Annotated in this window: 11 protein-coding genes; 5 read left to right on the forward strand and 6 right to left on the reverse strand. The window is 72.6% G+C overall.

What is annotated here, in order from left to right; genetic code table 11:
- The first annotated feature begins 98 nt into the window (after window positions 1-98).
- The 3 genes from ACFWBB_RS02655 (at window position 99) to ACFWBB_RS02665 (ending at window position 3,995) form a co-directional block, all read left to right on the forward strand.
- Window positions 99-1,145 carry a LacI family DNA-binding transcriptional regulator gene (locus tag ACFWBB_RS02655; RefSeq protein ID WP_385265949.1) on the forward strand — a complete coding sequence of 349 codons (1,047 nt, stop codon included), beginning with the start codon at window positions 99-101 and terminating at the stop codon, window positions 1,143-1,145.
- Window positions 1,146-1,415: 270 nt separating this feature from the next.
- Window positions 1,416-2,204: a sugar phosphate isomerase/epimerase family protein gene (locus ACFWBB_RS02660; protein ID WP_385265952.1), complete on the forward strand. Its 789-nt coding sequence runs from the start codon at window positions 1,416-1,418 to the stop codon at window positions 2,202-2,204.
- A 360-nt stretch (window positions 2,205-2,564) separates the two neighbouring features.
- Window positions 2,565-3,995, forward strand: a complete 1,431-nt coding sequence (locus ACFWBB_RS02665) for an MFS transporter (RefSeq protein ID WP_385265954.1) — start codon at window positions 2,565-2,567, stop codon at window positions 3,993-3,995.
- A 59-nt stretch (window positions 3,996-4,054) separates the two neighbouring features.
- On the opposite strand, the gene ACFWBB_RS02670 is transcribed toward ACFWBB_RS02665, so the two are convergent.
- Window positions 4,055-4,654 (reverse strand): alpha/beta hydrolase, encoded by a 600-nt coding sequence (locus ACFWBB_RS02670; protein ID WP_385265956.1) that lies wholly within the window; start codon window positions 4,652-4,654, stop codon window positions 4,055-4,057.
- 50 nt (window positions 4,655-4,704) lie between these two features.
- Here ACFWBB_RS02670 and ACFWBB_RS02675 point away from each other — a divergent pair, with 50 nt between their 5' ends.
- Window positions 4,705-5,664, forward strand: coding sequence for a LysR family transcriptional regulator (locus ACFWBB_RS02675; protein ID WP_385265958.1), 960 nt, complete (start codon window positions 4,705-4,707; stop codon window positions 5,662-5,664).
- A 175-nt stretch (window positions 5,665-5,839) separates the two neighbouring features.
- Here the strand turns inward: ACFWBB_RS02675 and ACFWBB_RS02680 are convergent, their stop codons facing one another.
- Window positions 5,840-6,487 (reverse strand): GNAT family N-acetyltransferase, encoded by a 648-nt coding sequence (locus ACFWBB_RS02680; RefSeq protein ID WP_385265961.1) that lies wholly within the window; start codon window positions 6,485-6,487, stop codon window positions 5,840-5,842.
- The gene (gene aroA, locus ACFWBB_RS02685; protein WP_385265963.1) at window positions 6,484-7,755 is read right to left on the reverse strand and encodes a 3-phosphoshikimate 1-carboxyvinyltransferase; all 1,272 of its coding nucleotides are present in this window, start codon (window positions 7,753-7,755) and stop codon (window positions 6,484-6,486) included. Before aroA ends, ACFWBB_RS02680 begins: the two co-directional genes overlap by 4 nt.
- A 516-nt stretch (window positions 7,756-8,271) precedes the next feature.
- Between aroA and ACFWBB_RS02690 the strand changes: the two genes are divergently transcribed.
- Complete coding sequence (locus tag ACFWBB_RS02690; protein WP_385265966.1) at window positions 8,272-10,065, forward strand: glycoside hydrolase family 3 protein; 1,794 nt, start codon at window positions 8,272-8,274, stop codon at window positions 10,063-10,065.
- A 180-nt stretch (window positions 10,066-10,245) separates the two neighbouring features.
- On the opposite strand, the gene ACFWBB_RS02695 is transcribed toward ACFWBB_RS02690, so the two are convergent.
- From ACFWBB_RS02695 to ACFWBB_RS02705, 3 genes are all read right to left on the reverse strand, one after another.
- Entirely contained in the window at window positions 10,246-11,676 is a 1,431-nt protein-coding gene (locus tag ACFWBB_RS02695; RefSeq protein ID WP_385265968.1) for a S28 family serine protease, read from the reverse strand.
- Between the two features lie 168 nt (window positions 11,677-11,844).
- Window positions 11,845-12,228 carry a hypothetical protein gene (locus ACFWBB_RS02700; protein ID WP_385265970.1) on the reverse strand — a complete coding sequence of 128 codons (384 nt, stop codon included), beginning with the start codon at window positions 12,226-12,228 and terminating at the stop codon, window positions 11,845-11,847.
- 167 nt (window positions 12,229-12,395) lie between these two features.
- On the reverse strand, window positions 12,396-12,533 hold the full coding sequence (locus ACFWBB_RS02705) for a hypothetical protein (protein ID WP_385266046.1): 138 nt from the start codon (window positions 12,531-12,533) through the stop codon (window positions 12,396-12,398).
- Window positions 12,534-12,615: the final 82 nt, after the last annotated feature.

Consider the following 12,615-nt stretch of genomic DNA (forward strand, 5'->3'; position numbering starts at 1 on the left):
AAGGTCTGCTCGACACGCCCGGAACCAGGACCGCGAGGCCGCTGTCTACCAGGGCGTACGACGACGTACGACGAGATGCGTGACCGGAGGACGAGTAGATGACGGTGACCCTGGCGGACGTGGCGGCCCGCGCGCAGGTCTCGCCCGCGACGGTGTCGCGCGTGCTGAACGGGAACTACCCCGTCGCCGCTACCACGCGGGAGCGGGTGTTGCGGGCGGTCGACGAGCTGGACTACGTGCTGAACGGGCCGGCGAGCGCGCTGGCGGCGGCGACGTCCGACCTGGTCGGCATCCTGGTGAACGACATCGCGGACCCCTTCTTCGGGATCATGGCGAGCGCGATCCAGGCGGAGATCGGGGGGCCGGGCGGGCGGGCCGGCGGCGAACGGCTGGCGGTGGTCTGCAACACCGGGGGCTCACCGGAGCGTGAACTGACCTATCTGACGCTGTTGCAGCGGCAGCGGGCCGCGGCCGTGGTGCTGACCGGCGGAGCCATGGAGAACGAACCGCACGCGGCGGCGGTGGCCGCGAAGCTGCGCAGGCTGAACGAGGCCGGGACACGGGTGGTGCTGTGCGGCCGGCCGCCCGCGCCGGAGACCGGCGCGATCGCGCTGACCTTCGACAACCGCGGTGGCGGACGGGAACTGACCGAGCATCTGATCGGGCTCGGGCATCGGCGGCTCGGCTACATCGCGGGCCCGGAGGAGCGGACGACCACCCGGCACCGGCTCGAGGGTCACCGGGCGGCGCTGGCCGCGGCCGGCATCGAGGAGGACCCCCGCTGGACCGTGCACGGCCGTTACGACCGCCGGGCCGGCTACGAGGCGACGCTGGAACTGCTGCGCCGGGACCCCTCCCTGACGGCGGTCGTCGCCGCCAACGACTCCGTCGCCCTGGGCGCCTGCGCGGCCCTGCGCGAGTCCGGCCTGCGCATCCCGGACGACGTCTCGGTGGCCGGTTTCGACGACCTGCCCTTCAGCATCGACGCGGTGCCCTCCCTCACGACGGTGCGGCTGCCGCTGGCCGAGGCGGGAGCACGGGCGGGACGCATCGCCATGGGCCGCGAGGAACCGCCGCCGGGCGGAATCGCAACGGTGCGGGGCGAGTTGATGGTGCGGGGGTCTTCCGGGGCGCCGCGGCGGTGAGGGGTGCGGCTGCGGTTGTGGCTGCGGTTGTGGTTGCGGCTGCGGCTGCGGCTGTGGTGCGGGGGTCTTCTGGGGCGCCGCCCCGCGGCGGTGAGGGGTGCGGTTGCGGTTGCGGCTGCGGTTTGCGGTTGCGGTTGCGGTTGCGGGGTGTACGTGGGGTGCGGGGAGCGGAAGGGGCGGGGCGGGGGCGAAAGCCAGCGGCCGGGGGAATGATGGTCCCGCTGGACCCTCCGCTGGACCCGTGCCCCGCGGGCGGGTGACAGTGGAAGCATGAAGTTCGCCTTCTCCACCCTCGGTGTTCCCGGTCTTCCCCTCCCCGAAGTGCTGCGGCTCGCGGTCGTGCACGGCTATCACGGCGTCGAGCTGCGCACCCATCCGGAGGAGCCGGTCCACCCGGGGCTCGCTCCGGACGAACGGGACGACGTCGTCGCCGGGTTCAAGGCGGCGGGCGTCGAGATCCTGGGGCTCGCGGGCTACCCGCGGGTCGCCGCGCCGGGGGACGACGAGCCCGTGATCGAGGAGATCCGGGAGCTCGTCGGTCTCGCCCGCGACCTGGGGGCGCCCTTCGTGCGCGTCTTTCCCGGCGGCGAGGACGAGCACGCCGACGCCATCGCCGCCCGACGGCTCGGCACCGCCGCAGAGTACGCCGCCGACCTCGGCGTACGCATCCTGCTGGAGACCCACGACTCGCACCGGACCGGCGCGGACGCCATCCGTGTGCTCGGCCCGGTCGGGCACCGGCAGGTCGGTGCGCTGTGGGACGTCATGCACACCTGGCTGGGCGGCGAGCAGCCGCTGGAGACCTACGCGGCGCTCTCGCCGTATCTCGGATACGTGCAGGTCAAGGACATCGCCTCGGCCGAGGACACCACCCCGCTGGCACTCGGCGCCGGGGTGCTGCCGCTCGGCGAGTGCGTGGAGGTCCTGACCCGGCACGGCTGGGACGGGTGGCTGTGCTGGGAGTACGAGCAGCGCTGGTACGAAGGTGCCGAGCCGCTGCCCGGACTGCTGACCGGCGGACGCGAGCACCTCGGACGACTGCTCAACGACTCCGCGTGAGCGTCCGGAGGGGACGCCCGGCAGGGCCTCCGGCATGACATGCGGGGATACACGGCAGCACGGCCGGCCTCCGGCGGGGCTTGCGGCCGGCATGGGACGTGACGTGCGGAGCGGCGGCCGGTGGCGCGTGGGTCCGCCGCGCAGGTGGTGACGCGTTCGGCGGTGCGGGTGACGCGGCCCGGTGGGGTGGGTCGGCGGAGGCCGGTGGGGTGGGGCGGGGGGTCAGCGGGCGTCGGAGTCAGGGGGCGTCGGGGTCGGGGGCCGGTGGGGCGGGTAATCGAGTGGCGCTTCGGGGAGGGGGCGGGTTAACCTCCGCGCCGTGCATCAGCAGCCAGCGGCCTTCGTCGTCGTCGTTCCGTCATGAATCTCTTGTCCAGAGCCCTGGTCGACGTCCGTCCCCTTCGTTCCTCCCCCGTCTTCCGGCGGCTGCTGATCGGGCGCACGGTGTCCACGCTCGGTGGCTTCATGACCATGGTCACCGTCATGTACCAGGTCTGGGACACGACCCACAGCTCGGTCTGGAGCGGGGCGGTCGGTCTGGCGCAGGCGCTGCCGATGATCGGCGTCGGGCTGTTCGCGGGCGCCTGGGTGGACCGGGCCGACCGTCGGCGCGCGTATCTCCTGGGCACCGTCGGCTCGGCGGTCTGCTCCCTCCTGCTGGCCGTGCAGGGCTTCACCGGGCATGTTCCGGTGGCCGTCGTACTGGCACTGGTGGCGGTGCAGTCGTCGTTCGGCGCGATCGGCGCCCCCGCGGCGGGCGTGTTCGTGCCTCGGCTGCTGCCCAAGGACCAGGTGGCCGCCGGGCTCGCCCTGAACCAGGTCACCGGCCAGGCGATGATGCTGCTCGGCCCGGCCGTCGCCGGTCTCGTGCTCGGCTGGTGGGGCATCGGCGTCTGCTATCTCGTGGACGCCCTCAGCTTCGGCATGTCCTTCTACGGCGCCTACGGGCTGCCCGCGCTGCCGCCCCAGGGCGAGAAGTCCCGTCCCGGTGTGCACGGCGTCCTGGACGGGCTGCGGTTCCTGACCGGTCACCGGGCGGTGCGTGGCGCGCTGCTGGTCGACCTCGCCGCGACCTTGCTGGCGATGCCGGCCAGCCTCTTCCCGCTCGTCAACGAGGAGCGTTTCGGCGGTGACCCGCGCACGCTGGGTCTGTTCCTGTCCGCGCTCGCCGTGGGAGGGGTGGCGGCGACCGCCCTCTCCGGGCCGGTCACCCGGCTCGCCCGCCCCGGCCCCGTGATGCTCTGCTCAGCGGCCCTCTGGGGCGCGGCCCTCGCCCTCTTCGGCCTGACGACCAGTGCCTGGGCGGGCCTGGGGATGCTGGCGGTGGCCGGTGCGGCGGACTCGGTGGCGGTGCTGTCCCGGGCCACGATCGTGCAGACCCTCACCCCGGACGCCCTGCTGGGCCGGGTGACCGCGGCCGAGGCGATCGTCGGCCAGGCGGGGCCCAACCTCGGCAACCTGCGTGGCGGTGTGGTGGCCGGCTGGACCTCGGGCACGACCGCGCTGATCACCGGCGGCCTGATGTGCCTGGCGGCGGTCACGGCGGTGGGAGCGACGACTCCGGAGCTGCGGGGCGGCCTCAGAAGCGCCGCGGGCCCGCAGGTTCCGGACCCACGGGTTCCGGACCCGCAGGCTCCGGACCCGGCAGCCGTCACCTCGGCGGCCGTGCCCCCGCCGACCGTGAACCCGGCGGCCGTGAACCCGGCGGCCGTGAACCCAGCGGCCATGGACCCGGCGGCTATGGACCCGCAGCTCGCCGCTCCTGTCACACCACCTGCCACCGCACCATGACCGACCGCACATGACCGACCGCACATGACCTACCGCACCTTGACCGATAGCGCCGTCAACTACCGCACCCTGAACCTCGTCCGCTCGTCCAGGCACCACTCCAGCGCCGACGGCCAGGAGCCGTAGCCTGCGTCGAGGTCGAGGTGGGCGGCGCCCGGGAGGAGGTCGGCGGTGAGGCCCAAGGGGTCGCCGTAGGCCGCCTGCACGCCTTCCGGGAGGTACGGGTCGTCGTCCCCGGCGACCAGCCGGGTCGGGTGCGGGAGCGGGCGGCCGTCGAGCCACCCGAAGTCGTTCCCCGCGAAGGCGAACCCCTTGACCTCCGGGTACCGCACGAGGACCGAGCCGGACGGCGGAGACACCAGCAGCACCCGGTCGACGCCGGCGAGTTCCGGCAGCTCGCGGGCGACGGCGTGCAGCCAGAGCAGCACCGAGAGGCTGTGGGCGACGACCACCCGCTCGGTACCGGCGGCCGGCCCGTCGAGATGGCGGGCCAGTTCCGTCAGCCAGACCTCCAGGTCGGGGTCGTCCGGGTCGGGCAGCTGCGGGTAGGTGACCTCGTGGCCGAGTTCGGTGAGGCGGTCCGCGAGCCAGTGCTGCCAGTGGTCCTCGGGGCGGTGGTTCTGCCAGCCGTGGAGGATGAGGAAGGAGCGCTTGGTCATGTGTTCCATGATTTCCGGCCCGACACACAAGGTCCAGTTAATGTTTTCAGGTGGAACCCGTAAGCAAACCCTTAAGTCCTCAGTCCTCGAGTCCTGGCTTCGCCATCGACCTGCGGCGTCTGACCGTCCTGCGCGAGCTGGAGCGCCGGGGCAGCCTGGCGCGGACGGCCGAGGCCCTGCATCTCACGCCCTCGGCGGTTTCCCAGCAGCTCGCCGCCCTCGCCCGTGACCTGGGCGTCCCGCTCACGGAACGAGACGGCAGGGGCGTACGCCTCACCGGCCAGGCCCGGGTGCTGCTCGCGCACGCCGATGTCATCGCCGCCCAACTGGAGCGGGCCAGGGTCGACCTGGCGGCGTACGGGGAGGGCGGGCGGGGATCGGTGACCATCGGCTGTTTCTCCAGCGGCATCCTGGGGCTGCTGCCGGGCGCGCTGCGTGCGTTGCGGAAGAGGGTTCCGCAACTGCGGGTGGACGTCGTGGAGGCCGAGCCGCCGGACCTGTTCACTGCGCTCGACGCCGGGCAGGTCGACGTGGCCGTCGCCGTCGACTTCGCTGCCGCTCCCCCGCACACCGACCGTCGCTACACCCGCGAGGATCTGCTGACGGACGTCCTGGACATCGCTCTCCCGCCTGGTCATCCCCTCGCGGAGCACGCAGAGGTGCCGTTGCGGGAGCTGGCCACGGACGTCTGGATCGTCGGGAACCCCGGCAGCTGCTGCGGAGCGGTGACCCGCTCGGTCTGCGGGGCGGCCGGGTTCACGCCCGACATCCGGCACGACGTCAACGACTGGGCCGCGCTGGCGGGTCTGGTGGAGGCGGGACAGGGAGTGGCGCTCGTGCCCCGGCTGGTTCGGTCGCTGTACGCCAACCGGGAACTGGCGTTGCGCCCGGCACAGGGCGAGCCGCCGACCCGTAACGTCTTCGTCGCCGTACGGGCGGGGGCCGAGCGGGATCCGGTGGTGACGGCGGTGCGGGAGGAACTGCGAACGGCGGCGGCCGTCGTACCGTAATGACCGCCGGAGGACGGTAACGGCATGACCGCCGGAGGACGGCTACCGGCATGACCGCAGCAGGGGGACCGCATCGCGTCGGGGGACGACCGTGATGCGGTCGACCGGGGCCGGGGGCCACCGCATACCGCATACCGCATACCGCATCAGGATCGTCGTGGTTCCCTGGGCCGGGTCACCCGGTCGGGGAGGCTGGCCGGCGGGCCAGGAATCCCGCGACCCGGTCCGCCAACCGCCGCTCGCACTGCGGCCATTCGTCCGCCGTGACGGAGAAGATCGCGGAGTCGCGGAGGCGGCCGTCCTCACCCGGCGCCCAGGAGCGGGACCAGTTGCGCAGGACGCCCTCGAAGCGGGCGCCGACGCTCTCGATGGCGGCGCGGGAGCGGCTGTTGCGGGCGTCCGTCTTCAGGTCCACCCGGGAGACGCCCCACTGCGCGAACGCGTGCCGGAAGAGGAGGAGCTTGGCCTCGGCGTTGACGCCCGTGCCCTGGGCGGACCCGGCCAGCCAGGTGAAACCGACCTCCACGGCGTCCAGTTGCTCGTCGGTCCGCCAGGAACGCGGCTCCCAGTACGAGGTCGCGCCGACCGCCCGGCCGGAGGCCAGGGAGATCTGCGCGTAGGGCGCGAGCCTGCCGGTCGCCGCGCGGGCGAGCTGGGCGTCGACGTAGTCGCCGACCTCGTGCGCCCTCGGGACCCAGGTGAAGTCGTACGTCTTCCGGTCCTCCTCCGCCGCCACCGCCAGTTCGGCCGTGTGCCGGTGCTCCAGCGGCTCCAGGCGTACCAACGCCCCCTCGAGAACCGGCCCTTCCAACCTGAACGTCACCCGACGATGTCCTTCCGCAGTACTTCCGCCAGCTCCGCGAACGCCTCGTGGAAACCGGGGAAAGTCTTGCGGACGCAGCCGGGATCGTCGAACGAGATTCCGGGGACGCGCAGTCCGGTCACCGCGAAGGACATGACGATGCGGTGGTCGCCGTAGGTCTTGATGTCGGCGCCGGTGAGGGAACCGCCCGCACGGGAACCGCCCGCGCCGGGCCGGATCTCGATCCAGTCGGGGCCGGTGGCCACCTCGGCCCCCAGCCGCCGGAGGTTCTCCGCGCAGGCCTCCAGGCGGTCGCACTCCTTCACCCGGGTGTTCGCCACGTCCTCGATGCGTACGGGACCGCTGGCGAAGGGGGCGATCGCGGCGAGGGTCGGCATGGTGTCGGAGATGTCCCGCATGTTGACGGTGAGGCCGTGGAGTTCACCGGTCCCGGCCACGGTCGTACGGTCCGCGCCGACGTCCACCCGGGCGCCCATCCGCCGCAGTACCTCCACGAAGCCCAGGTCGCCCTGGAGCGCGCCCCGGCCGAGGCCCCTCACGGTCACCTCCCCGCCGGTCAGCGCGGCCGCCGCGAAGAAGTAACTCGCGGTGGAGGCGTCGGGTTCGATCGCGTAGGTGGTGGCACGGTAGCCGCCCGGCGGGACGACGTAGGTGTTCCCCTCGCGCCCCACGTCAACGCCGAAGGCCCGCATCATCGCGATCGTGATCTCGACGTACGGCGCCGAGACCAGGTCCGTGACCGTGATGCGCAGGCCGGTGCGGGTGAGCGGGCCGAGCAGGAGGAGGGCGGTCAGGTACTGGGAGGACTGGCCGGCGTCCAGCACCACGTCCCCGCCCTCGACGCCGGCCGCCCGCACGGTCAACGGGTGGTGGCCCTCCGCCTCCTCGTGCCGCAGGTCCACGCCCAGGTCGCGCAGGGCGCGGGTGAGCGGGAGAAGGGGGCGGCGGCGCATCTGCGGGGAGGCGTCGAAGCGGTAGGTGCCGTGACCGGCGGCGGCGAGAGCCGGCAGGAAACGTGCCGTGGTCGCGCCGTCCCGGCAGTGGATGTCGGCCTCGGCGAGCGCCGGTCCCTGCGGGCGGCCGTCCACCTGCCAGGCGCCCGGTGCCCGTCCTACGCGGTAGCCGAGCCGTGTCAGGCCCTCGGCGAATCCCTCGGTGTCGTCGGAACGGAGGGGACGCTGGAGGGTGGTGACGCCGTCGGCGGCCGCCGCGAGGAAGAGGGCGCGGGCGGTGAGGGACTTGGAACCGGGAATGTCGACGAGGGCCATGCCCCTCATGATCCCGCGCCGGTCCGCCCCGGCGCCGGTAAGTCCACGGGATGGACGAGTGTCGAGGCGGTTTCCCCCGGTTGAACGACAGTGACTTCCCCCGGCCGAACGGCAACGGTTTCCCCCGGCCGAACGGCAACGGTTTCCCCGGTCGAACGGGCGGGGCGGCCTCACATCGGGTGTTCGTATGCGAGGTGGTGGCCGGACCTGGGTCCGGTGGGCGCCTCCGGTGGCCGCCCCGTCAGTCCCCTGTGTCACTTCCGCACCGACTTACGGGGATTCGTGCGTGGGCGGGAACCCTGGTCGAAGTCCGCTCGTCGAAGTGCCGAGCTGTCGGACGAGTCGCCTCGGTGCGGTGTCGGCCCTCGCTGCTGGCCGCGATCGCCGACCCACCCTCTCCGCCGCACCGCGGCCCCGGCGGCCGAGCCGTCATCGGCGCGCCCCCCTCCAATGCGCCGATGGCGGCGCCTCCCGCGGGTAGCGTGCGCCACCGGCCCCCCACCGGAAGGAGCGCACATGCCCTCCAGACGCACCGTCCTCGCCGCCGGCGCGGGCGTCACCGCCGCCCTCACCGTCGGCGGTCCGGCACACGCGAACGACCGTCGTCCCGGCGAACTCCTCTCCCGGATGACCCTGGAGGAGAAGGTCGGCCAGGTCTTCGTCTCGCGGGTCTTCGGCCACTCGGCGACCGCGCCCGACCAGGCCGACGCCGACGCCAACGGCCGCGAACTCGGCGTCCGCACGGCCGCCGAGCTGCTCGCCCGCTACCGGCTCGGCGGGATCATCTACTTCACCTGGACGCACAACACCCGCGACCCGCGGCAGATCGCCGACCTCTCGAACGGGATCCAGCGAGCCTCGCTCCAGCAGCCGCGCGGCCTGCCGGTGCTGATCTCCACCGACCAGGAACACGGTGCCGTCTGCCGGGTGGGCAGCCCCGCCACCCTCTTCCCGGGCGCCATGGCGATCGGCGCGGGGGGCAGCCGCGCCGACGCCCGTACCCTCGGCCGGCTCGCCGGCCGTGAGCTGCGGGCGATGGGCATCCGGCAGAACTACTCCCCCGTGGCCGACGTCAACGTGAACCCGGCGAACCCGGTCATCGGTGTCCGCTCCTTCGGCGCCGACCCGGAGGCCGTGGCCGCCCTGGTCTCGGCGGAGGCCGAGGGCTACCGGGCGGCGGGTGTGGCGGCGACCGTCAAGCACTTCCCCGGGCACGGGGACACGGCCGTCGACAGCCACACCGGCTTCCCCGTCATCACCCACTCGCGCGAGGTGTGGGAGGCACTGGACGCGGTGCCCTTCCGGGCGGCGATCGCGGCCGGGGCCGAGTCCGTCATGACCGCGCACATCCTGGTCCCCTCGCTCGACGCCTCCGGTGACCCGGCCACCCTCTCCCGTCCGATCGTCACCGGCATCCTGCGCGAGCGGCTCGGCTACGACGGGGTCGTGATCACCGACGCCCTCGACATGGCGGGCGTGCGCACGAAGTACGGCGACGACCGGGTGCCCGTGCTCGCCATCGAGGCGGGCGTCGACCAACTCCTCAACCCGCCGGACCTGGACGTGGCCTGGAACGCCGTCCTGAAGGCCGTACGGGACGGGGAGCTCACCGAACAGCGGCTCGACGTATCGGTCCTGCGGATCCTGCGGCTGAAGGCACGGCTGGGACTGCTCGACGAACCGTACGTCGACCCGGCGGACGTCGGGCGGACGGTCGGCGCGCGGGAGCACCGCGCCGCGGCCGACCGGATCGCCGAGCGGACGACGACGCTGCTGGTCAACGAGGGGTCACTGCTCCCGCTCTCCCCCCGGACCCACCCCCGGCTGCTGGTCGTCGGCGCCGACCCGGCCTCCCCCACCGGCACCACGGGCCCGCCCACCGGTGTGCTCGCCGCCGCGCTCACCGGGCTGGGCTTCAGGGCGACGGCCCTGTCCACGGGCACGTCCCCCTCCGCCGAGACGATCACTGGGGCGGTGACGGCCGCGGGCGGCGCGGACGCCGTGGTGGTCGCGACCTACAACGTCACGACGGCGGCCGACCCGCAGCGGACGCTGGTGGACCGACTGGCGGCCACCGGGCGGCCGGTGGTGGCGGTGGCCGTCCGCAACCCGTACGACGTCGCCCAACTCGTCTCCTCACAAGCCTGCTTGGCGACCTGCTCCTGGACCGACGTCGAACTGCGTGCAGCCGCCAGGGTGATCGCAGGGGTGGACCGTCCGCGCGGAAAGCTGCCGGTGCCGGTCCGTCGGGCGGACGACCCGGCGCAGGTGCTCTACCCGATCGGATACGGCCTGACGTATACGGCCTGACGTATACGGCCTGACGTACGCGGCCTCAGGCCTGCGACGGCTCGGGCGGGCGGAAACCGCGGTACGAGGTGGTGCGGGCCGTGGACGACCGCGCGGAGTGCCCGGCGTCCACGGCCCTTTATGTCCAGCTCGGCGGCGGCACGCATCCGGTGGGATGCGCGCGGCCGGTGCGAGCCGCGCTCATGGGCGCAGCGCCGGCTCCCGCTCCACGTCGCGTACGTCCAGTTTCGCGTCGAACTTCGCCAATGGCTTGGCCTGGGCCACGGCGGTGGGCGAGACGCCCGCCCACTGCAGGATCCGGGCCGTCGCCAGCGTCTTCTGGTCCGCGACCAGGCCGGCGACGTTGGCGCCGTGGTTCAGGCCCGGGGCCGTGAAGACGTAACTGTCCTTCGCGCCCTTGCCGAGCCGGAAGCGCTCCGCGCCCCACGGGTCGTTCTGGCCGTAGACGAAGAGCATGTGGTGGGCGTTGTGCTTCACCCAGGTGTCGACGTCCCGCATCGCCCACGGCTGGAACTTCATCGTGATGTCGCGGGGGACGAAGTTGCGCGGGGGCTGGTAGCCGTAGCGGACGTACTTCTTCTCGATGTGCGGGAAGTGGATGGTGGGGGCGCCGAGTTGGGTGCCCGCCTGGTAGTAGTACGGCGTGTAGGTCGCCAGGCCCTGGTCCGCGTAGGCCGAGAAGCCCGAGATCGTGTCGACCGACGTCCAGATCTCGTCGTCGGTGGCGGTCGCCGCGTTCGCGGGGATCGTGTCGCAGTCGGACAGCAGGCTGTACTGCCAGAAGCCCCAGACGTAGTCGAGGACGACCGCCTCGTAGGCGCGGTCCAGGCTGCCGATGGTGGTGAACGTGTAGCCGTTCTCCGCCGCGTACGCCTCGTACTTCCTCTCCAGCGGCTCACGGCGCACCAGCGCCTCACGCTGTACGGCGTTCAGGCGGTCGCGGCACTCCTTGGTGCCGACGGTCGCGAAGAAGCGGTCGTAGGCGGAGTCCTCGTCGTTGACGACATCGTTGGGGGCCACGTAGGCCACCACGCCGTCCATGTCCCTGGGGTAGAAGCGCTCGTAGTAGGTCGCCGTCATACCGCCCTTGGAGCCGCCCGTGGAGATCCAGTTCTTGGTGTAGATCTTCTTCAGCGCCTCGAAGACGCGGTGCTGGTCGCTCGCCGCCTGCCAGATGTCCAGCTTGGACCAGTCCGCCGGGTCGGGGCGGGACGGTGTGAAGAAGCGGTACTCCATGGAGACCTGGTTGCCGTCCACGATCTGGGTCGGCTCGCGGCGGCTGGGGGTGGTGGAGACGTTGTAGCCGCCGGTGTAGAAGACCGTGGGGCGCGCGGTGTCCTTGTGCAGCACGGTGATCCGCTGCTGGAACGTGCCCTTGGCGGGGTGCCGGTGGTCCACCGGCTGGGTGTAGTTCAGGACGAAGTAGCGGTAGCCGGGGTACGGCTTCTCCTGGATCAGGCTCATGCCCGGTATGGCGAGGAGTTGGTCCTCGATGTCCGTGGTGGCGGTGGCCCTGGGCCCGGCGGCGGTGGCCGCCCCAGCCGTGGCCGCCGTGCTCAAGGTGCCTATGAGCACCGTGAGCGCCAGCAGCCATCTGAGCGCCTTGCGCATGCGCGTGCACCCTCCCTGTGAGACAGATGTGCGTCGCCGGAAGCTATCGGAGCAACACCCGTCACACCAGAGGGGGTTGAGGCATCAAACCGGTACGGGCGGTTCCTCAGGGGTCGGGTCCTCGCCGGTCGGTCCTCGCCGGCGGGTTCCTCGCCGGCGGAGTCGGATTCAGCAGAGGATCCAGCCCGAGCGGTACGAGCCGCCGGCCACCGCTCCCGTCACCCGCACACACCGGTGCCCCGCGTAGACCCTGACCGGTGGGGAACTGCGTGTGTGCGACCTCGACTTACGCACGGCGACATTGCCGCGCGCCTGCACACTCACCGAGATCAGCCGCTTCGTGCCGGGATTCTTCTGGACGGTCACGGCACAGACGTATCCGCCGTCCTTGTAGACCAGAACCGAGCCGGTGGAGAAGGGCAGCGTCCGCACCTTCCGGCCCGGGCAGGACGAGGAGGACGACGCGGCCTGGGCGCTGCCCGGCACCGCGACGGTGAGCAGCGCGGACACGATCAGCAGGACCAGTCCGAGCACCAGCCGCCGGACTGTCACACGTCTCGCACCTGCGCCCACGGTTCCCGCTCCTCCCACGTTCGCCGTACATACGATCGCCGTACTGCTGTACGGACGCACGACGCCCGGCGAATGGTTGCGCGCGCCGACCCCTCACCACGCGACCGCGAGGCGCAGCCTCCCGCTGCCGCCCCACACCGGCCCCCTCACACCGCCGCGGGCTCGTCCTCTCCCACGAACGTCCGCCACAGGCGGGCATACCTGCCGTCGAGCGCGAGAAGCTCGTCGTGCGTGCCGTCCTCCACGACCCGGCCGTCGGCTGAACCTCCTGCTGTCGCCCTCACACCGCTCGGCCCTGGCGGGCCTCCCGGGCTTCGGGACGACGGGCCGGACTCCGTCCGGCGGCCGGCATGACAGCGCGCGCCG

This window comes from Streptomyces sp. NPDC060000, from assembly GCF_042737375.1.
Taxonomy (GTDB): Bacteria; Actinomycetota; Actinomycetes; order Streptomycetales; family Streptomycetaceae; genus Streptomyces.

Bases quoted from the DNA above. Each gene is read 5' to 3' on its own strand.
- ACFWBB_RS02670 (WP_385265956.1), bottom strand. From the start codon at position 4,654: ATGACCAAGCGCTCCTTCCTCATCCTCCACGGCTGGCAGAACCACCGC.
- aroA (WP_385265963.1), bottom strand. From the start codon at position 7,755: ATGGCCCTCGTCGACATTCCCGGTTCCAAGTCCCTCACCGCCCGCGCC.
- ACFWBB_RS02655 (WP_385265949.1), top strand. From the start codon at position 99: ATGACGGTGACCCTGGCGGACGTGGCGGCCCGCGCGCAGGTCTCGCCC.
- ACFWBB_RS02695 (WP_385265968.1), bottom strand. From the start codon at position 11,676: ATGCGCAAGGCGCTCAGATGGCTGCTGGCGCTCACGGTGCTCATAGGC.
- ACFWBB_RS02665 (WP_385265954.1), top strand. From the start codon at position 2,565: ATGAATCTCTTGTCCAGAGCCCTGGTCGACGTCCGTCCCCTTCGTTCC.
- ACFWBB_RS02690 (WP_385265966.1), top strand. From the start codon at position 8,272: ATGCCCTCCAGACGCACCGTCCTCGCCGCCGGCGCGGGCGTCACCGCC.
- ACFWBB_RS02660 (WP_385265952.1), top strand. From the start codon at position 1,416: ATGAAGTTCGCCTTCTCCACCCTCGGTGTTCCCGGTCTTCCCCTCCCC.